16 protein-coding genes are annotated in these 18,830 nt (G+C 64.9%); 10 read left to right on the top strand and 6 right to left on the bottom strand.

The genetic code is table 11. The annotated features are described in order from the left end of the window. The first annotated feature begins 40 nt into the window (after nucleotides 1-40). From MH112_RS12660 to MH112_RS12645, 4 genes are all read left to right on the top strand, one after another. Nucleotides 41-1,261, top strand: coding sequence for an NADP-dependent isocitrate dehydrogenase (locus MH112_RS12660; RefSeq protein WP_296568276.1), 1,221 nt, complete (start codon nucleotides 41-43; stop codon nucleotides 1,259-1,261). 166 nt (nucleotides 1,262-1,427) lie between these two features. Then, nucleotides 1,428-2,030: a DUF2939 domain-containing protein gene (locus MH112_RS12655; RefSeq protein ID WP_296568275.1), complete on the top strand. Its 603-nt coding sequence runs from the start codon at nucleotides 1,428-1,430 to the stop codon at nucleotides 2,028-2,030. Between the two features lie 18 nt (nucleotides 2,031-2,048). Continuing rightward, nucleotides 2,049-2,966 (top strand): AEC family transporter, encoded by a 918-nt coding sequence (locus tag MH112_RS12650; RefSeq protein ID WP_296568274.1) that lies wholly within the window; start codon nucleotides 2,049-2,051, stop codon nucleotides 2,964-2,966. 56 nt (nucleotides 2,967-3,022) lie between these two features. Beyond that, nucleotides 3,023-3,427, top strand: coding sequence for a VOC family protein (locus MH112_RS12645; RefSeq protein ID WP_296568273.1), 405 nt, complete (start codon nucleotides 3,023-3,025; stop codon nucleotides 3,425-3,427). Between the two features lie 11 nt (nucleotides 3,428-3,438). Here MH112_RS12645 and alaS read toward each other — a convergent pair whose 3' ends face one another. The 4 genes from alaS to flgK form a co-directional block, all read right to left on the bottom strand. Beyond that, complete coding sequence (gene alaS, locus MH112_RS12640; RefSeq protein WP_296568272.1) at nucleotides 3,439-6,078, bottom strand: alanine--tRNA ligase; 2,640 nt, start codon at nucleotides 6,076-6,078, stop codon at nucleotides 3,439-3,441. A 237-nt stretch (nucleotides 6,079-6,315) separates the two neighbouring features. Then, the gene (gene recA, locus MH112_RS12635; RefSeq protein ID WP_296568270.1) at nucleotides 6,316-7,383 is read right to left on the bottom strand and encodes a recombinase RecA; all 1,068 of its coding nucleotides are present in this window, start codon (nucleotides 7,381-7,383) and stop codon (nucleotides 6,316-6,318) included. A 162-nt stretch (nucleotides 7,384-7,545) separates the two neighbouring features. Next, on the bottom strand, nucleotides 7,546-8,478 hold the full coding sequence (locus MH112_RS12630; protein WP_296568269.1) for a flagellin: 933 nt from the start codon (nucleotides 8,476-8,478) through the stop codon (nucleotides 7,546-7,548). A gap of 10 nt (nucleotides 8,479-8,488) precedes the next feature. After that, nucleotides 8,489-10,585, bottom strand: a complete 2,097-nt coding sequence (gene flgK / locus MH112_RS12625) for a flagellar hook-associated protein FlgK (RefSeq protein WP_296568267.1) — start codon at nucleotides 10,583-10,585, stop codon at nucleotides 8,489-8,491. 140 nt (nucleotides 10,586-10,725) lie between these two features. Here flgK and MH112_RS12620 point away from each other — a divergent pair, with 140 nt between their 5' ends. The 5 genes from MH112_RS12620 to MH112_RS12600 all read left to right on the top strand — a co-directional run bounded on the left by MH112_RS12620 (nucleotide 10,726) and on the right by MH112_RS12600 (nucleotide 15,694). After that, nucleotides 10,726-12,498, top strand: coding sequence for a flagellar hook-length control protein FliK (locus MH112_RS12620; RefSeq protein WP_296568265.1), 1,773 nt, complete (start codon nucleotides 10,726-10,728; stop codon nucleotides 12,496-12,498). Between the two features lie 9 nt (nucleotides 12,499-12,507). Continuing rightward, a complete protein-coding gene (locus MH112_RS12615) occupies nucleotides 12,508-13,239 on the top strand; it encodes a flagellar hook assembly protein FlgD (protein WP_296568263.1) in 732 nt (243 codons plus the stop codon). A 59-nt stretch (nucleotides 13,240-13,298) separates the two neighbouring features. Next, nucleotides 13,299-14,684, top strand: a complete 1,386-nt coding sequence (locus MH112_RS12610; protein WP_296568261.1) for a flagellar hook protein FlgE — start codon at nucleotides 13,299-13,301, stop codon at nucleotides 14,682-14,684. A gap of 177 nt (nucleotides 14,685-14,861) precedes the next feature. Continuing rightward, nucleotides 14,862-15,152: a DUF1153 domain-containing protein gene (locus MH112_RS12605; protein ID WP_296568259.1), complete on the top strand. Its 291-nt coding sequence runs from the start codon at nucleotides 14,862-14,864 to the stop codon at nucleotides 15,150-15,152. A 155-nt stretch (nucleotides 15,153-15,307) separates the two neighbouring features. Continuing rightward, nucleotides 15,308-15,694, top strand: a complete 387-nt coding sequence (locus tag MH112_RS12600) for a DUF5367 family protein (RefSeq protein WP_296568257.1) — start codon at nucleotides 15,308-15,310, stop codon at nucleotides 15,692-15,694. On the opposite strand, the gene MH112_RS12595 is transcribed toward MH112_RS12600, so the two are convergent. Further along, nucleotides 15,668-16,078 carry a RusA family crossover junction endodeoxyribonuclease gene (locus tag MH112_RS12595; protein ID WP_296568256.1) on the bottom strand — a complete coding sequence of 137 codons (411 nt, stop codon included), beginning with the start codon at nucleotides 16,076-16,078 and terminating at the stop codon, nucleotides 15,668-15,670. The two genes, MH112_RS12600 and MH112_RS12595, sit on opposite strands and share 27 nt — an antisense overlap. Before the next feature lie 82 nt (nucleotides 16,079-16,160). Here MH112_RS12595 and fumC point away from each other — a divergent pair, with 82 nt between their 5' ends. Beyond that, a complete protein-coding gene (gene fumC / locus MH112_RS12590) occupies nucleotides 16,161-17,552 on the top strand; it encodes a class II fumarate hydratase (protein ID WP_296568255.1) in 1,392 nt (463 codons plus the stop codon). Between the two features lie 68 nt (nucleotides 17,553-17,620). Here the strand turns inward: fumC and MH112_RS12585 are convergent, their stop codons facing one another. Next, nucleotides 17,621-18,808, bottom strand: coding sequence for an acetyl-CoA C-acyltransferase (locus tag MH112_RS12585; protein ID WP_296568253.1), 1,188 nt, complete (start codon nucleotides 18,806-18,808; stop codon nucleotides 17,621-17,623). Nucleotides 18,809-18,830 lie beyond the last annotated feature (22 nt).

Raw genomic sequence — 18,830 nt, 5'->3', positions numbered from 1 at the left:
GCCTCAACCCCTCAATTCCGCCACGGAGCGCCCCTCGCCTATGGCTAAGATCAAAGTCGCCAATCCCGTCGTAGACATCGACGGGGACGAGATGACCCGGATCATCTGGAAGATGATCAAGGACAAGCTCATCTTCCCCTACCTCGACATCGACATCGCCTATTACGACCTGGGCATCGAGTATCGGGACCAGACCGACGACAAGGTGACCATCGAGGCCGCCGAGGCGATCCAGAAGTACGGCGTCGGCATCAAGTGCGCGACCATCACCCCGGACGAAGCCCGGGTTGAGGAGTTCGGCCTCAAGCAGATGTGGCGCTCGCCCAACGGCACCATCCGCAACATCCTCGGCGGCGTGGTCTTCCGCGAGCCGATCATCTGCAAGAACGTTCCGCGCCTGATCCCCGGCTGGACCCAGCCGATCATCGTCGGCCGTCATGCCTACGGCGACCAGTACCGGGCCACCGACTTCCTGGTGCCGGGCAAGGGCAAGATGTCCATCCGCTGGGAAGGCGAGAATGGCGATGTCATCGAGCGCGAAGTGTTCAACTACCCAGGCTCGGGCGTGGCCATGGCCATGTACAACCTGGATGACTCGATCCGCGAGTTCGCCGAGGCCTGCCTGGCCTATGGCCTGAACCGCAAGTACCCGGTCTATCTCTCCACCAAGAACACCATCCTCAAGGCCTATGACGGCCGCTTCAAAGACATCTTCGCCGAGATCTATGAGGCCAAGTACGCTGCGCAGTACAAGGCCGCCGGCATCGTCTACGAGCACCGTCTGATCGACGACATGGTCGCCTCGGCGCTCAAGTGGTCCGGGGGCTTCATCTGGGCGGCCAAGAACTATGATGGCGACGTGCAGTCTGACCAGGTGGCCCAGGGCTTCGGGTCCCTCGGCCTGATGACCTCGGTGCTGATCACGCCGGACGGCAAGACCCTGGAGGCCGAGGCCGCCCACGGCACTGTCACCCGCCATTATCGTCAGCATCAGCGCGGCGAGAGCACCTCGACCAACTCCATCGCCTCGATCTTCGCCTGGACCCGGGGCCTGGAGCACCGGGCCAAGCTGGACGGCAATGACGCCCTCGACCACTTCGCCAAGACCCTGGAGGCGGTCTGCGTCTCCACCGTCGAAAGCGGCTCCATGACCAAGGACCTCGCCCTGCTGGTGGGCGACACCCAGGGCTGGCTGACCACCGAAGGCTTCATCGACAAGGTGGCCGCCAACCTCGAAAAGGCCCTGGCGGGTCAAGCCTAGGCCGATGTTTCAAATGAGGTCGGAGGACGTCTCCGACCTCATCTTCCCCCTTTAGACCCTGCAGGCTTTAACGCCCCTCTCAGGCGAGGAAAATGGCGACCGCTGGGGAGCCGTGCTAGGGTCATCAGGCGTCCGGCGAACCCGGCCGAGGGGACCCGACCGACCCATGGTCAGACGGCAGCTGTTTCAGATTTTCGTGCTCAGCCTGGTCCTGTTCGGCCTGGCCTTCACCCTGGCACCCTGGTTTGCGTTCCGGGCGCTGAAGGCCAATGCCCGTGACCATGACGTGGCTGGACTGGCGCAGATGGTGGATGCGCGCGCGGTCCGGGCCAGCCTGCGCGATCAGGTCCAGGCCCCGGCCCGGCCAGACCTCCCGGCCAATGAGTCCCCCGCCGCCGAGATCTGGCGGGATCCCATGGGTGCCATGCGCCGGGCGCTGGAGCCCTTTACCGAACCCCTGGAGCCCTTGGCCCCCATGCCAGCCCGGCTGGAGCCCTATCTTGCCCCGGAAGGGCTCTATGACCTGACCCGCGGATATATGCCGGGCACTGCGCCCCCCGAACCGCCCACGCCAGAGGGGCTGGCGGGATTGACCGCCGCCTTGAGCGAGCCCTTGCCCACCCTGAGATTCTGGGGGATCGACCGGGTGCGCTTCGCCGTCCACCCCCCCGAACGCCCTGAAGCGATCACGGTCTTCACCTTCCAGCGCACAGCCCTGTTCCAGTGGATGCTGGTGCATGTGCGGCTGCCTGACGGCGACGGCGCCTGATCCCAGACCGGCGCAGCCTTGGACCTGATTGCGCGCATTGCGCCGTTCTTCGCCGTTATCGCGCTCGGTGCCCTGGCTGGTCGTCTGGGCCTGATTGGACCAAGGCTGGCGGGCGGTCTGTCGGCCTATACCTTCTGGATCGGCTTCCCGGCCCTGCTGATCCGCTGGCTGGGGGACGCTCCGCCCCCCGACCTGGACCAGGGTCTGGCCCTTGGGCTGTACGCCCTCACCATGACCGGCCTGTTGTTTGGGGCATGGGCTCTGGCCGCTCGGCTTGGCCTGTCTCGGGAGGCCAAGGCGGGCCTTCCCATGGTAGCGGCCTTGGGCAACACCGCCTTTCTAGGGGCGCCCCTTGCCGTGGCCATCCTGGGCGAAGGCGTGCGCCCCCAGGCCGCCGCCATCGTGGCGGTGGATTTCATCCTGCTGATGGGCCTGGCCGTGGCGATCCTGCAGACGGGAACTGCTGCGATGGGCGTGTTCGCCGCCCTGAGGCGCGTTCTGGCCAATCCCACGGTACTGGGGGCCGGCCTTGGGCTGCTGTTATCGACCACAGGGACGCAGCTTTCTGGCCCCCTGGATCAAGGCCTGTCCTTCCTGGCCCTCACCGCCAGTCCCGTGGCCCTTCTCGCCCTGGGGGGGTTGATCGGACGGGAGGGCCGCTGGCCTGGCCGTCAGGACCGAGGGCCCCTGGCCCTGGCTCTGGGAATCAAGCTCGCCCTCGCCCCCCTGGCGGTGTGGCTGGTCCTTGGCGCCGCCGGGGTTGCCCCCGACCTAAGGGCCACCGCCACCCTGCTGGCGGCCTGCCCCACCGCCGTCAATGTCTTCATCCAGACCCGCGCCATGGGCGTCTTCGCCCGAGGCGCCGCCGAGGCGGTGATCGCCGGCACCGTGGTCAGCGCCGGCACTCTGGCCCTGCTGGCCCACTTCCTCACCTGAGTTGTTCCTGTTATGTTCTCCCCGTGGCCAAGGGCCACCGGATGGGAGAGGTGACGATGAACGCACAATCTGGCCTGGGCTATGTGACCCTGGGCGCGAATGACCTGCCGGCCGCCCAGGCCTTCTACGATGCAACCCTGTCGCTGCTTGGCCTAGGGCGGCTGCACAGTTTCGAGAACTGGACCGGCTATGGTCGGGAGGATGACCCCGGCGGACATACGGTCTGGATCTGCAAGCCGTTCGACGGCGGTCTTGCCTTGGCGGGGAACGGGGTAATGATCGCCTTCCACGCTCCGTCCCCGGATGTGGTGGACGCCTTCCATGCCCAGGCTTTGGCCCATGGCGGGATCTGTGAGGGGCCGCCTGGCCTGCGACCGCAGTACGGAGAAGGCTGGTACGCCGCCTATGTCCGTGACCCGCAGGGCAACAAGCTGGCCTGCGTCCGCCCCCCACCGGCCTAGAGCCTAAGGCCCTAGCCGGCGATGGCCGCCTTCAGCGCCGCCAGGCCCTCTTCGGCCTTGGCGCCGTCGGGGGCGCCCCCTTGCGCGAAGTCCGGTCGGCCACCGGCGCCCTGACCGCCCATGGCGATCACTGCAGCCTTAGCCAGGTCAGCGGCGTTGAAGCGGTCCTTGGCCGCGCCGGTCACCGCCACGGTGACGGCGGCCTTGCCCTCGGCCACCCCCACAAGGGCGATAATGCCGTCAGCGACCTGCTTCTTGAACTCTTCGGCGATCGGCCGGAGGTCCTTGCCGCCGACGCCGTCCATGACCCTGGCCAGGACCTGGACCCCGGCGATCTCCTCAGGTCCCGCCTGGGGGGCACCACCGCCGCCCATGGCCAGTTGGCGCTTGGCGTCGGCCAGTTCCTTTTCCAGCTTACGGCGCTGGGCCTCGAGGGCCTCGACACGGCCAAGGACCTCCGACACCGGGGTCTTGAACTGTTCGGCCAACTGACGGGAGACCAGGGCCTGATCCAGCAGCCAACGGCGCGCGCCCTCACCGGTGAGGGCCTCGACCCGCCGCACGCCCGCTGCCACGCCGCTTTCCGAGACGATCTTGAACAGCGCGATATCCCCGGTGCGCGCCACATGCGTGCCGCCGCAGAGCTCGACAGAATAGGCGCCCTGGCCCTCAAGGGCCTCACCCAGGCTCAAGACTCGGACAACTTCGCCGTACTTCTCGCCAAACAGCGCCATGGCACCAGCCTCGATGGCAGCCTCGGGTGCCATGTTCTGGGTCTCGGCCGGCAGGTTCTGACGGATGACCGCATTCACCTCGGCTTCAATGGCGTCGATCTCCCCAAGAGTCAGGGGTTGGCCATGGCTGAAGTCAAAGCGGATCCGCTCGCCATCGACCATCTGGCCCTTCTGGCTCACATGGGGGCCCAGCACATTGCGCAGGGCCGTGTGCATGAGGTGTGTGGCGGAGTGGTTGGCGCGGGTTGCGGTGCGGCGCGCTGCATCCAGAGCGAGGCGCACCCGGGTTCCCGGAACGAGGTCGCCTGCGACGATCTCAATGATATGGACGTGCAGGTCGCTGGCCTGCTTCTGGGTGTCGATCACCCGGCCACGGCCCCCTGACCACTCCACCTCGCCGGTGTCGCCAGCCTGACCGCCGCTCTCGCCGTAGAAGGGGGTTCGGTCAAGGAGGGCTTGCACGGTCTGGCCAGCGCTAGCCTTGGAAACCTCGACGCCATCACTCATCAGCACCAGCAGCTCGGCGGTCGCTTCGCCCTGATCATGGCCGATGAAATCGGTGGGACCGAGCCGTTCACGCAGGGAGAACCACTCCCCAGCTGCCGCCGTTTGACCCGAACCGGTCCAGGCGTCGCGGGCCTGATCCTTCTGGCGCTGCATGGCCACGTCAAAGCCGGTCAGATCCACGCTCATCCCCAGGGCGCGGACGGCATCCTGGGTCAGGTCCAGGGGGAAGCCATAGGTGTCATAGAGCTTGAAGGCCGTTTCACCGGGCAGAACTCCGCCAGGCCCCACCAGGGCGGTGGCCTCTTCCAGCAGGCTCATGCCGCGACCAAGGGTGCGACGGAACCGCTCCTCCTCCTGGCGCAGGGTCTCGGTAATCACCGGCTCAGCCCGGCGCAGTTCCGGATAGGCCTCGCCCATCTGCCCCACCAGGGCCGGGGTCAGGCGATGCATCAAAGGTTCGGCCGCCCCCAGCAGGTGGGCATGACGCATGGCCCGGCGCATGATCCGGCGCAGCACATAGCCGCGGCCCTCATTCGACGGCGAGACACCATCTGCGATCAGGAAGCTGGTGGCGCGCAGGTGGTCGGCAATCACCTGATGGGAGAACTTCGCCTCCCCTTGTGCCTTGACCCCGGTGGCGTCCTCGCTTGCCGCGATAAGCGCCCGGAACATGTCAGTGTCATAGTTGGAGTGAACGCCTTGCAGGACGGTCGCGATGCGCTCCAGGCCCATGCCGGTGTCAATCTGGGGCTTGGGCAGATCCTTGCGCGAGCCGTCGGCAAACTGCTCCCAGCGCATGAAGACCAGGTTCCAGATCTCCACGAACCGGTCGCCATCCTCATCGGGGCTGCCCGGAGGGCCGCCGGCCACATGGTCGCCGTGGTCGTAGAAGATCTCGGTGTTGGTCCCGCAGGGACCGGTGTCCCCCATAGACCAGAAGTTCTCCTCCAGGCGAATGATCCGCGATTCCGGCAGGCCAGCAATCTTGCGCCAAAGGGCGGCAGCTTCATCGTCATCGGGGGCGATGGTGACGGTTAGTCGGGCGGGGTCGAGCCCGAGGTCCCGGGTTACGAAGGCCCAGGCATGCTCGATGGCCCCTTCCTTGAAATAGTCGCCAAACGAGAAGTTGCCGAGCATTTCAAAGAAGGTCTGGTGGCGACCGGTATAGCCCACATTGTCCAGGTCATTGTGCTTGCCACCGGCCCGGACGCATTTCTGCACAGAGACGGCGCGGGCCGCAGGCGGGGTTTCGGCACCCGTGAAGTAGTTCTTGAACGGCACCATGCCGGCGTTGACGAACATCAGCGTCGGATCGTTCTGCGGCACCAGGGGTGCCGAAGGAATCACCAGGTGATCCCGATCCTTGAAGAAGTCGATGAAGGCGCTGCGGAGCTGGTTGAGGCTGGACATGGCTTGCATATAGGACGCGCGCGCCTGGGCGCGCAGGGGAGGTATGGCGTCGTTTACGAAACTTGCCGCCGACCGCAAAGAAAAAGGACGCCCCGGCGGTGAGCCAGGGCGTCCTCCTCCACAGACAAGGCACCGCGTTGGGGTCCAGAGGGGAACCAGACACATAGTGGCGGGGGTGTCTGGCCCGGGCGGTCACGACGGTGTCAGTGGAGATGGAACGCAGGCGGCAAGCCTGACTCAGTCGTCGGCGTCCTCGGGCGTGCCCACCAGCAGTTCTTCCTCGATCTTGGAGGTGGCGCCGCGCACCGCCTTCTCAATCTCGTTGGCGATGTCGGGATTGGCCTTGAGGAATTCCCGCACATTGTCTCGGCCCTGGCCGATACGCTGGCTATTGAAGGAGAACCAGGAGCCGGACTTCTCGACCACGCCAGCCTTGACCCCGAGGTCGATGATCTCTCCCAGCTTGGAGATACCGACGCCATACATGATGTCGAACTCGACCTCGCGGAACGGCGGGGCGACCTTGTTCTTGACCACCTTGACCCGGACGTTGTTGCCGACGATCTCGTCACGCTGCTTCACCGAGCCCGTGCGACGGATATCCAGACGGACAGACGCGTAGAATTTCAGCGCATTGCCCCCGGTGGTGGTTTCCGGGCTGCCGTACATGACGCCGATCTTCATGCGGATCTGGTTGATGAAGATGACCAGGGTTTTGGTCTTGGAGATCGAGCCGGTCAGCTTGCGGAGAGCCTGGCTCATCAAGCGGGCCTGAAGACCCGGCAGGCTGTCGCCCATCTCGCCTTCGATTTCGGCCCGCGGCGTCAGCGCGGCCACCGAGTCGATGACGATCACATCGACCGCGCCGGAGCGCACCAGGGTGTCGGTAATCTCCAACGCCTGTTCGCCGGTGTCGGGCTGCGACACCAGAAGATCATCCAGGTTCACCCCGAGCTTATGGGCATAGGACGGGTCGAGGGCATGCTCGGCGTCTACGAAGGCCGCCGTACCGCCCCCCTTCTGAACCTCGGCCACCACATGCAGGGCCAGGGTGGTCTTGCCGGAGCTTTCCGGGCCGTAGATCTCGACGATCCGCCCCTTGGGCAAGCCGCCGATCCCGAGCGCCAGATCCAGGCCGAGCGAGCCGGTGGAATAGGCCTCGATCTCGACGATCTTGCCCTTGTCCCCCAGCTTCATCACCGAGCCCTTACCAAAGGCCCGATCGATCTGAGACAGCGCCGCTTCGAGCGCGCGCTGCTTATCGCCTTCTTCTTTACCCACGAGTTTCAACGCCGACTGTGCCATTTGAGGGGACCTCTTATCCCATGATTCCGTCGGGCCGACCGGGGTGATCCCCAGCTCAGGCGGCCAGGACTCAGTCGTACGCCTTTTGTTCTATGTTCGCAAGATGTTCTCTTTCGGCCTTGAGACGTCCCGTAGGGTGGACGACAGCCCCCTAACCTCGACCTATCTCAGGACGTTGAGCAGGGAGCTTTCCTGGAGGGTGACGAACACCTGGGCGGCGGCCTGAACCGAGATCTGCGCCTGCTGCAGGTTTGAGACGGCCAGGCTCATGTCGGCGTCAACGACCTCACCGATCATCCCCTTGATGCTGTTGGTCCGGGCCACAAGGTCTTCCTTCACCGAGTCGACCCGGCTCTGGATCATCCCGTTGCGGCCGACCACATTCACCAGGTCCTTGTAGGACGCGTCCCAGACAGCCAGCTGGCCCTCGAGGAAGGTGCGTTGACTGTCAGTGAGCTCACCGTCGAAGGGCCCGTTCACCCCCTCCTGGAAGGTTTGCATCGCCTTGAAGGCGTCCATCAGACCCGTCCCGAAAGCGTCCGCCAGGAAGCCCAGGTTCACCAGGGTGGAATCGTCGACCTTGGCCTGAGCGATGAAGCTGTCGTTTTGGAAATAGTCCGCGACATTGGTGGCGGGAATGGTCAGGTCGCTCAGGGATGTGGCGGAGAACGGCGGGGTGTTCACCTGCCCGCCGGCGAACAGATACTTGCCGCCATAGCGCGCATTGAGGCCTTCGGCGGCGTTGCGGAATGCCGCCTGCATGTCCTGCATCAAGTTGTCGACCCGGCCGCTGGCCAGGGATTCTGCGATCGCTTGGCGGGCCACCTGGGAGGCATCAGCCACCTGAGACAGGGCGAAGTCCTGGGTGGTGAGACGGTCACTGATCAGCTTGTTCTGATCGGCATAGGCCACCAATCGGGAATCGATCGACCGCATGGCGGTCAGCATCTCAGCGTTGCGCGCATAGTCCTTGAGGTCAGAGCCGTTCTTCTGGCTTGCGACCTTGGTGCCAGCGTCCATCTGCCGCTGCTGGGCCGAGAGCAGATTGGCCAGAACAGCGCTGTAGTTTCCACTGGTTGAGACGCGACTAACCATTTGTGAGCCTTCAGACGATGTTGACCAGGACGTCGAATAGATCGTTGGCCGCCTGAATCATGCGGGCCGAAGCGTTAAAGGCCTGCTGATAGGTGGTCAGCCTGACAAGCTCTTCGTCCAGGTTGACGCCTTCGACCGACTGACGCCGATTGACCGCCTCGGTCTTCACCGCCTGGGCGCTGGAGCGACGGGTGTCCGCCGCCGCCGATTCCCGGCCGATGGAGCCGCCAAACTCAGCGGCATAGCGTGAGACGGTCATGTTCACAGCGCCCAGGGCCCCGGCTGCGCCGAAGCGCGTCACGAGATCACCGGCTGCGGCCAGGGCCAGCGCGCCACGGCCATCACCCGGCGAGAGCACGGGCTGGCCGACCGGAACGCTGAGATCGAGCTTGGCCAGCCCGACCTTCATGGGATCGGTGATGAAGGCGGCATCCACCGATAGCCGGTTGGCTCGCCCGGTCCGCTCGACCGTGCCCAGGCCAAACAGGGTGCTGATGGATGGCCCGCCGGCCCCCCGCGCCGTGTTGTCCTGCACGATGGAGGTGTTGGCGTAATACGGATCGGAGCCGGTGAACTTCAGCGCGCCGGCGGAATCCAAGGCGTACTGGCCATAAAGACCAACACCCGTCGCGTTGTGGTTCAGGGCCGCGACCAAGTCATTCATGGTCGCGCCAGCAGGAACGCTGACGATCACGTCGCGGATCGGCTTTCCATCTGCCTGCGCCAGGCGGATGGTCAGCTGCTGTCCTGCGGTGAAGCCGTGGGCGCTGGCCCCGGACAGGCCGGTGTCATAGTTGGTGAAGCCTGACGACCGGACGATGTCATTCAGGCCAAAGAAGTGAGAGAAGGCGCGCCCAGCCTTCTTCGACGTGCCCTCGTCAATAGCCACCCCGCCGGCGGCAGCCGTAAGGCTGAGGGCACCATTCGTAAATGTGGCTGAGCCGGTGGCACCCAGGGCCGTGTTCAGATTGGCCAGGAAGTTGGCGGGCGTGAAAGCGGCCGCTGGCCCACCATCCACGCTCATGGTTCCAGCGGTGAAGTCGATGTCCACCCGTCTGGTCAGCTGGCCTGCCGCGTCGACAATGGCGACGGTGGAAGCGCCGGTGAAACCACTGATGGCAGTGGGCAGATCAAGCCCGGTGTTGCGGCCGTTTAGGGTTGCCTGAGCCGGCACGGTGCTCGCAGCATTATGAGCGGCGTTGATGGCGTCGGACGCCCGGGTAAGGAACTCCCCCAACTGGTCGGAGATGCCAGGCAGCTTGTCATCCCGCAGGTCCATGAGCCCACGCAGAGCCCCACCTGTTATCGTGATGGGCTTGCCCTCCCCCGATCCGGCCGAGGTGGTTGCGGTGATAAAGCCCTTGGTGCTGTCGGTGCGGGAATAGGCCAGGACCGCCGCCCCGTCCCCTGCCAGCATCACCCCCTCTGTGGAGCGGATCATCAGCCCGCCAGTGGAGCGTGAGCTCACCTGGACATTGATCAGGGTGGCCAGTTCGTCGACCAGCTGGCTTTGAATGTTCTCCGAACCCGAGGCGTCGGCGGACACCATGCGGGCCCGGCTGATGTCGGCGTTCAGCTTGTTGATCTGGTCGAGCAGATCATTGGCCCGGTCAATATTGGCGCTGATCTGCGTGTCCACCGTTCGGCCCAGATCCCCAAGCGCGGTGTTGATCCGTCCGCCCTCATTCAGCAGATCCTCGATCGAGGACAGGGCCTGGCTGCGCAGCAGCCCAGAGGACGGATCATTGGCGGTGGCGGCGAAAGCGCTCCAGATGTCATCCAGCCGCCCAAAGAAGAAGGCATCGCCAGAGGGATCGCCGAACAGGCTCTGGGCATTGTCCATATACTGTGCGACCGCGTCCCAACGGCCAGATTCAGAGGCTGAGGTCAGGGTGGCCAGCTGCAGATACTGGTCGGTCACCCGTTTGACGCCGGAGATATCGACGCCCATCCCCTGGCCGGCGACCACCAGCTGCTGCTGGTTGACGATCTTGCGGACGTAACCGCTCGTATTGACGTTGGCGATGTTGTCGGAGACCGCGCGCAGGCCGACCTGAGAGGCCACCAGTCCGGAGTTCGCCGTCTTAAGGACCGCTGTCAGCGACATGGCCTTCACCTTCCACCCGGCAATCCTCGCTGCGTGGCCGGCGCATTCTGCCGGGCTTTAGGTAAACGCGCACGCGAGGGTCCGGAAAAACCCTAGCCTTTTCAATACCGACCCATTCAGGGTCCGGAACAGACACTCCCATGTCGCAAGTCCGGTGCCAGTTGCCGGCGGCCATCCCGGTAACCTTTGTGAAAGTCGGCAGACTCGTCCGAGCGGGGGGCGAGCGACTGGGCAAGTTCCGCCTGCACGGCCAGCCGCCGGGTGAGACTGAGTTCTATTTTATTGTTTTTTATCAGCACTTTGAGTCGTTTTCCGAAACTGGCGTGAAGGTTGCTGACAGTCCCACGAACCCTTGGGCGCAGCAGGCGCCGGCCTTTCACTCCATCGCGCCCAACCCTGGCGCCGCCTGCTGGTCACCCATGTCGTTTGCCCTGCCGCCCATCGCTCCGCCTGCTCCAGCGCCCGTCGCCGGTGCCGCCATGCCTGCAGGGTCGGCACAGGGTTTTGACGGACTTGTGGCCGCTCAGCTTGGCGTGACGGGGGAAGCTCAGCCCCAAGCCCAGGCTCAAGCCCTTCCCGGCGGCAAGCTCCTGGCCCAGTCCGCAGACGGCGAGGGCGAGGGCGAGGTCCTGGTTGATCCAGAGACCGATGGCCTTGAGGAGGGCCTTCCGTCGCTGGAGACGCAGCTGTCGGCTGCGAGCCTGCTGCTTGCCACCACAACGCAGTCTGCAGCGCTCCCTGCTGCTTCCATCACGCCATCTGCAGACTTGGCGACCTCTCAGGCCCTGCAGACCGGCGCGCTTCCGAGCCTTGCGCCAACGGTTGAACCTGCGGCACCGGATGCCCCGGACCTGGCCCCTGCGCCGCCATCGACCGGACAGACGCCCAACCCGGCCGCGCAAGTGTCGCCCCTTGAGACCAAGGCACAGGCCCCTGCCGTCGACCTCGCCCAGCCTGTCACCTCCGCGCCATCGACCTCTGGTCCCAAGGCGACGGTTGAGGCGCCTCCACAGACCCAGGCTCAGCCTGCCGCAGTCCCGCCCTCGCAGGCCCCGGGGCAGACTGCCGCAGCCCAGCCTCTGATGGCGAGCGCTGTGGCGGCAGGCATGACCAGCCTGCGCGCCACACAATCCAACGCGGTCTCCTCAGCCGCGGCCTCGGTTGAACAGGCCTCAGATTCTGAGGCCGAAGCCGCTGAGCCGGCTGCCGTCGCCAAGGGCCCCGCAAAGCCCGTGTTCGGCGGCCCTCCGGTCTCGCCCTTTGCCCTGACGGGGGGTCCGAGCGCGCCGATCGTGGTCAAGCCTGACTCTGCGTTCGTCGCCACAGTTCAGACCACGTCATCAGAGATTCAACCGGCGGCCGTCGAAGTCTCGTCTGGCACCGAACTGGACAGTCCCGACCTTCCCGCCGCAGGGCAGATCGCCACCAGCCTCACGACCAGCGAGATCCGGGACCCAAGCCGACTGCCAGCGACACCGGCCACCGTCGCCGATCTCGCCGCCCAGGTGTCCCGCAAGCTTGAGGGCCGCAATACCCACTTCGACATTCAGCTGACCCCGGAGGGGCTCGGCAAGGTCGATGTTCGGGTGGATATCGACGCCCAGGGCCGACTGACGGCCGCCATGGCCTTCGACAATCCTCAGGCCGCCCATGAATTGCGCGGCCGCTCGAGCGAACTGCTGCGGGCCCTGGAGCAGGCCGGTTTCGATATGTCCGGAGGACTGTCTTTCAGCTCCCCGCAGGATCAAGGGAGCGGCGGCCGGTTTGCTGATCAAGCCCCTGACCGGGAGGCCTGGCAGGGCCGCGCGTTCCAAAATGCAATGGGTTTGGCCGATGAGGCCGATGCCGCGCTTACGGCCGCCCGCACCTACCAGCCCCGCCTGTCGGCGACTGGCGTTGACGTTCGGATCTAGGGAACTCGCATGGTTACCACCGCCATCAACCCAAGCCAGACCAGCCCCGCGAGCAGTGTGGGCGGACAGCGGCTGGCCGAAAGCTTCGACACCTTCCTGGTCCTGCTGACGACGCAGATGAAGAACCAGGACCCCCTGTCACCCATGGATTCTGGCGACTTCACCCAGCAGATCGTCCAGATGACGGGGGTCGAGCAGCAGTTGCTGACCAATGACCTGCTGAAACAGCTGGTCGGAACCTCCGGCAATGGCGTCGCCGACGCTGTCAGCCTGATCGGCAAGGACGTACGCGCCGTCTCCGACAAGGCGACTCTCACCGACAAGGCCGCCGACTGGGTCTTCCGCCTCGACCGTGAAGCCCAAGACGTGAAGGTCGAGGTGCTCGACGAAAGGGGCACCATCGTTCACGTCCAGGCCTTGCAGAACCTGAAGGGCGGCGAGCACGACTTCGGCTGGAACGGCAGGAATGTCCTGGGCAACCAGCTGCCCGACGGCGGGGTCTACAGCCTGCGCATCACCGCCACCGACTCCGCAGGCGCCAAGGTGGGTCACACCACCTTCATCGAGGGCCTCGCCCGGGCCGTCGAGCAAGTTGATGGCCAGACCTACGTGACCATCGGGGGCAGCCGCGCCCTCTGGAACACGATCAGCAATGTAGGCCTGGCCTCCACGCCCCCTGTCACCAGCGGGGCTCCCAGTAACAACAACAGCGACGACGAAACGCCGCCGCAGGGGGCCTGACCGCGTCCTGAACGGACGCACCAGCCCCCAACGAGTCAACACAGAAGGCAAACACCCTCATGAGCATCAACAGCGCTATGCTCGCCGGCGTCTCGGGATTGACCGCCAATTCCTCGGCCCTTGCGGCGATCTCAGACAACATCGCCAACATCAACACCGTCGCTTACAAGCGCAATCAGGTGAACTTCGCCAATATCGTCACCTCACAGGCCGTCACCGGCCGATACAGCGCTGGCGGCGTCCAGGGCCTGACCCGGCAGTACATCAGCCAGCAGGGACTGATCCAAAGCGCGAACTCATCTACCGACCTGGCCATCGCCGGGGATGGCTTCTTTATCGTTTCCGAAAAGGGCGCGGGCCTGACCGACGCCGACAAGCGCGTCTTCACCCGGGCGGGGTCGTTCAGCGTCGACGCCGACGGCTTTCTGCGCAATGACGCCGGCTTCTTCCTCCAGGGCTGGCCGATCGCCGCCGACGGGACCATCAACTACAATCCCTCGGACCTGAACGAGCTGAATTCGATCAACGTCAAGAACCTCGGCTCTGCGGTGCAGGCCACCGCCAATGTCGTGCTGAACGCCAATCTCGATAAGCGCCAGACCATTTCAGCCGCCGAGGGCACCTATAACGCCGCCACCCGGTCCATGGCTGACTGGGAGGAAAACGCCGATCCGCTGACCGGAACCCAGCCGGACTTCAGCATTGAGATGAATGTCGTCGACTCCATGGGCGGCACCCACAAGGTGTCCTTGAGCTTCCTGCGCAGCGACGCCAACCCCAATGAGTGGCACGCTGAAATCTTCGCCATTCCAGCCGATGACGTGACCGGCGGCCCGTCTGGCCAGATTGCCGAAGGCCTGGTGATGTTCAACCAGGACGGCACCATCGATCTGGCAAACACCACCCTGTTCGGTGCCGCTGGCGCAGCGCCGACCATTAGCCTTGCGGCCTCAGGCGCGACCGGCACCCCCCGTTGGAACAATGACCTCGGCGTCGGGGCCCAGAACATCACCTTTGATCTCAGCAAGGTGACTCAGTACGCCAACGCCTCGACGGTGCGCCTGGTGAACCCTGACGGTGCCACCGTGGGCACGGTGGTCGGTGTGGAAGTGGATGAAGCCGGAATTGTCTCGGCCATCTTCGACAACAGCCAGGTGCGAAAGATTGCCCAGATTGGGGTCGCCACCTTCACCAACCCCGACGGACTACAGGCGGTGAGCGGCAATGCCTACCGCGGCACGATCTCCAGCGGTGAGTTCGTGATCAAGCTCCCGGGCCAGGGTGGGGCCGGCGCCATTTCGCCCTCGACCCTTGAAAACTCCACAGTGGACATGTCGGCTGAGTTTACGGGCCTGATCACCACCCAGAAAGCTTACTCTGCCTCCTCCCGCATCATTACAACCGCCGACCAGATGTTGGATGAACTTATCAATATGCGTCGATAACTTGAGGCGTAATTGAGATTTAGTGAAGGTTAATTCCTTCTGAAATCTACAACTGTATCATTTCAGTACACGGGGGGCGAATTGGTTACTATCATTTTTACTATCGGGATTCATCAGCTGTTATGGCGACCCGGCTATGGTCTGCCTCAACGATGATGGTGTGAAAGGCGTAAAGCCATGTTGCAACAACAACAGCAGACCCGAACCAACAGCCGCGGCGAACCCTACGTGATTGGGCCCACCGGCGCGCCGCTGACGCTGGCCGACCTTCCGCCGGCTGACACGGGTCGCTGGGTGATCCGCCGCAAGGCCGAGGTCGTGGCCGCCGTGCGCGGTGGCCTGCTCAGCCTGGAGGACGCCCTGGCCCGCTATGGCCTGACGTCTGAGGAATTCCTCGCCTGGCAGAAGTCGATCGAGCGGCATGGTCTTGCCGGTCTTCGGACCACCCGCCTGCAACAGTATCGCTGAGCCCCCTCCCCCAGGACCGGTCGGCGAGATGGCGGCCGCGCTTCCGAGCGCGGCCGCTTTTTCGTGGTCGACTTAGCCTTGCTCACCTGGGCACCGCTTGACCTTGGCACGACTGTCGCAGGAACATGCTCAGATTGGGTATGGAGGTGGGAGCCGTGTCGAAAGAAGACAGTTTCTGGTTCGCCGTCACAGGGTCTGTGGTCTGGATCGCCGCCACCCTGTTCTACGCCGCCTTTGCCGGCGGGCTGATCGAACAGGCCTTTTGGTTCTATGTCCTCAATGCCGCCCTGGTCACCAGTGCCATTGCCTTCTTCTTCCACCTGACCACGCGGTTGCGGCGACTGTCGCACCGCCGACGGGCCAAAGCCGCCCTGGCCTTTAGCGCCCCGGGCCTTTTGGGCTCGATCCTGGTCCTGGCCTTGTTCAAGACCGTGATGCCCGATCTGCCACCTGAAAGCCTTGGCCGTTACGGTGCCTTTGTGGTGGTGGCCTATGGAGTCCTTGCGGTCCTCGCCCTAGAGCGGCCGGTCCGGACCGCCTGAGAGACCGGCCCCGGGCTGGACGCCGCCGTCGGACATCCTGCGCACCCGCACGATAATCCGCTCCCGCTCCCCCGCCCGACGCTCGACCAGGAGGCGCGCCACCTGAGCGTCGTCGTGAAAGGCATAGCCCTTGATGGCGTCGAGAATGGCCTTGGCCAGATTATCCAGGTCAAGCCATGGGGGATCGCCCACATACTCCATGGCGATTTCCACGGCGTAATCCCCCCAGGCCGGGCGCCCGCCCCGCCAGGCCTTGCGGAAGAACTCATAAATCAGAGGTTTGTAGTACTTGGCCTGGGTGGTCAGGCCATCGACGACGACCTCGAGATCGCCCTCGCCCTCCCGGGCGCGCACCTTACCGTGGTGGGTCCAGCCGTCGTTCATGGCTCTCTCTAGCCTGCAGACGCTTTGCAGTCTCGCCCGGCCTCGCTAAACCGACGCCACAGTTCTGGCTGGAGGCATCCCGATGACCGCGACCCGCACCGAATCCGACACTTTCGGCCCCATCGAGGTGGCGACCGACCGCTATTGGGGCGCCCAGTCCCAGCGCAGCATCGGTAACTTCAAGATCGGCTGGGAAAAGCAGCCCCAGCCCATGATCCGCGCCTTGGGCGTGGTGAAGCGGGCGGCCGCCGAAGCCAATATGGAGCTTGGCCGTCTGGACCCGAAGATCGGTGCCGCCATCGTTGAGGCCGCCCAGGAGGTCATCGACGGCAAGCTGGACGATCACTTCCCGCTGGTGGTCTGGCAGACTGGGTCGGGCACCCAGTCCAATATGAACGCCAATGAGGTGATCTCGAACCGCGCCATCGAGATGCTGGGTGGGGTGATGGGCTCCAAGTCGCCGGTCCATCCCAATGACCATGTGAACATGAGCCAGTCGTCCAACGACACCTATCCCACGGCCATGCACATCGCCTGCGCCGAACAGGTGGCCCGGGAGCTGATGCCGGCCCTGGAGCATTTGCACGGGGCGCTGAAGGCCAAGACCGAGGCCTTTGACCACATCATCAAGATCGGCCGCACGCACACCCAGGACGCCACCCCCCTGACGCTGGGCCAGGAGTTCTCAGGCTATGCCCATCAGGTCGCGAGCGGCGTCCGCCGGCTGAAGGAAAGCCTGCCCGGCCTTTACGAACTGGCCCAGGGCGGCACGGCCGTGGGAACCGGTTTGAACGCCCCGGTGGGCTTTGCCGAAAAGGTGGCTGAGAAGATCGCCGCCATTACCGGCCTGCCCTTCATCACCGCCCCGAACAAGTTCGAGGCCCTCGCCGCCCATGACGCCATGGTCTACAGCCACGGGGCGATCAACACCGTCGCCGGCTCCCTGTTCAAGATCGCCAATGACATCCGGTTCCTGGGCTCTGGCCCCCGCTCGGGCCTTGGGGAGCTGTCCCTGCCGGAGAACGAGCCTGGCTCCTCGATCATGCCGGGCAAGGTCAATCCCACCCAGTGCGAGGCCCTGACCATGGTCTGCGCCCAGGTGTTCGGCAATCAGACCACCATGACCTTCGCCGGCGCCTCGGGCCACTTCGAGCTGAATGTGTTCAACCCCGTCATGGCCTACAACTTCCTGCAATCGTGCAAGCTGCTCTCCGACGCGGCCATCTCCTTCACCGACAACTGCGTGGTGGGCATCGAAGCCCGCGAGGACAACATCAAGGCTGCCCTTGAGCGCTCCCTGATGCTGGTCACAGCCCTGGCGCCGAAGATCGGCTACGACAACGCCGCCAAGATCGCCAAGACCGCCCACAAGAACGGCACCACCTTGCGCGAGGAGGCCGTGGGCGGCGGCTATGTCACCAATGAAGAGTTCGATGAGGTCGTGCGCCCGGAGAAGATGATCTCCCCGGGCTGAGGCCGCTAACGCATTGAGTGGGCGCGCGTTTTGATCCGATAACCGGTTCCCACTTATCGGAACGCGCTTCAGACCAGCTCCACCGCCACAGCCGTGGCCTCGCCGCCGCCGATGCAAAGGCTGGCGAGGCCGCGACGGCCACCGCGGGCCTTCAGGGCCGCGAGCAAGGTGGCCAGGATCCGCGCCCCCGAGGCGCCGATCGGATGGCCAAGCGCGCAGGCACCGCCATTCACATTCAGCTGCTCTCGCGGGATGGCCAATTCGCGCTCGGCGATCATGGCCACCACGGCGAAGGCCTCATTGACCTCGAACAGATCGACATCCTCCACAGTCCAACCAGCCCTGGCCAGGGCCTTGCGCATGGCTGGGACCGGGGCCGTGGTGAACTGGCCTGGCTCATGGGCGTGGGCGGCATGGGCCACAAGCTTTGCAACCACCGGCAGGCCGAGCCGTTCGGCGACGGATGCCCGCGTCATGACCAGGGCCGCGGCCCCATCGCTTATGGAACTGGCATTGGCCGCGGTGATCGCGCCGTCCCTGGCAAAGGCGGGCTTCAAGGTGGGGATCTTGGCGGGATCAGCCTTCAGGGGCTGTTCGTCAGTGGCGATGGTCTCGACGCCCTTTCGGGTGGTGACCTGAACGGGAACAATCTCGCCCTGGAATGCACCGGTCTCGGTGGCCCTTCGAGCGCGGGCCAGGCTCTGGATGGCAAACTCATCCATGGCCTCACGGGTGAACTGATAGGCGCGCGCGGTATCCTCGGCGAAGGACCCCATCAGCCGCCCGGGCTCATAGGCGTCCTCCAGCCCGTCGAGGTACATGTGGTCAAAGGCGGTGTCATGGCCGATCCGCGCCCCGGACCTGTGCTTGGCCAGCAGATAGGGGGCACCGGACATGCTCTCCATGCCGCCGGCAACAATGATGTCGGCTGAGCCTGCGGCCAGAGCGTCATGGGCCATGATGGCCGCCTGCATGCCCGACCCGCACATCTTGTTGACGGTGGTCGCCTGAACCGATTTTGACAGGCCAGCCCCAAGCGCCGCCTGCCGCGCTGGCGCCTGACCAAGGCCTGCGGGCAGGACACAGCCCATGAAGATCTGTTCGACCCTTTCAGCAGAGACACCGGCCCGCTCGACGGCGGCCCGAACGGCGACCGCACCGAGCTCGGTGGCCTTCAAGGGTGACAGCGTCCCCTGGAAGCTCCCCATGGGGGTGCGGGCGAAGGCGGCGATAACGATGGGATCAGACTGGCTCATGGCGTCACGATACGCCCCCAGC

It is taken from the genome of Phenylobacterium sp., assembly GCF_022402485.1.
In the GTDB taxonomy this organism is placed as follows: Bacteria; Pseudomonadota; Alphaproteobacteria; order Caulobacterales; family Caulobacteraceae; genus Phenylobacterium.
This window is presented reverse-complemented; position numbering and strand designations above follow the sequence as displayed.

What these genes read in the sequence shown, in the direction of transcription:
- MH112_RS12595 (WP_296568256.1), bottom strand. Translation starts at nt 16,078, where the DNA reads ATGAACGACGGCTGGACCCACCACGGTAAGGTGCGCGCCCGGGAGGGC.
- MH112_RS12615 (WP_296568263.1), top strand. Translation starts at nt 12,508, where the DNA reads ATGGTTACCACCGCCATCAACCCAAGCCAGACCAGCCCCGCGAGCAGT.
- alaS (WP_296568272.1), bottom strand. Translation starts at nt 6,078, where the DNA reads ATGTCCAGCCTCAACCAGCTCCGCAGCGCCTTCATCGACTTCTTCAAG.
- MH112_RS12610 (WP_296568261.1), top strand. Translation starts at nt 13,299, where the DNA reads ATGAGCATCAACAGCGCTATGCTCGCCGGCGTCTCGGGATTGACCGCC.
- MH112_RS12585 (WP_296568253.1), bottom strand. Translation starts at nt 18,808, where the DNA reads ATGAGCCAGTCTGATCCCATCGTTATCGCCGCCTTCGCCCGCACCCCC.
- recA (WP_296568270.1), bottom strand. Translation starts at nt 7,383, where the DNA reads ATGGCACAGTCGGCGTTGAAACTCGTGGGTAAAGAAGAAGGCGATAAG.
- MH112_RS12630 (WP_296568269.1), bottom strand. Translation starts at nt 8,478, where the DNA reads ATGGTTAGTCGCGTCTCAACCAGTGGAAACTACAGCGCTGTTCTGGCC.
- fumC (WP_296568255.1), top strand. Translation starts at nt 16,161, where the DNA reads ATGACCGCGACCCGCACCGAATCCGACACTTTCGGCCCCATCGAGGTG.
- MH112_RS12660 (WP_296568276.1), top strand. Translation starts at nt 41, where the DNA reads ATGGCTAAGATCAAAGTCGCCAATCCCGTCGTAGACATCGACGGGGAC.
- MH112_RS12605 (WP_296568259.1), top strand. Translation starts at nt 14,862, where the DNA reads ATGTTGCAACAACAACAGCAGACCCGAACCAACAGCCGCGGCGAACCC.
- MH112_RS12655 (WP_296568275.1), top strand. Translation starts at nt 1,428, where the DNA reads ATGGTCAGACGGCAGCTGTTTCAGATTTTCGTGCTCAGCCTGGTCCTG.
- flgK (WP_296568267.1), bottom strand. Translation starts at nt 10,585, where the DNA reads ATGTCGCTGACAGCGGTCCTTAAGACGGCGAACTCCGGACTGGTGGCC.
- MH112_RS12645 (WP_296568273.1), top strand. Translation starts at nt 3,023, where the DNA reads ATGAACGCACAATCTGGCCTGGGCTATGTGACCCTGGGCGCGAATGAC.
- MH112_RS12620 (WP_296568265.1), top strand. Translation starts at nt 10,726, where the DNA reads ATGTCGCAAGTCCGGTGCCAGTTGCCGGCGGCCATCCCGGTAACCTTT.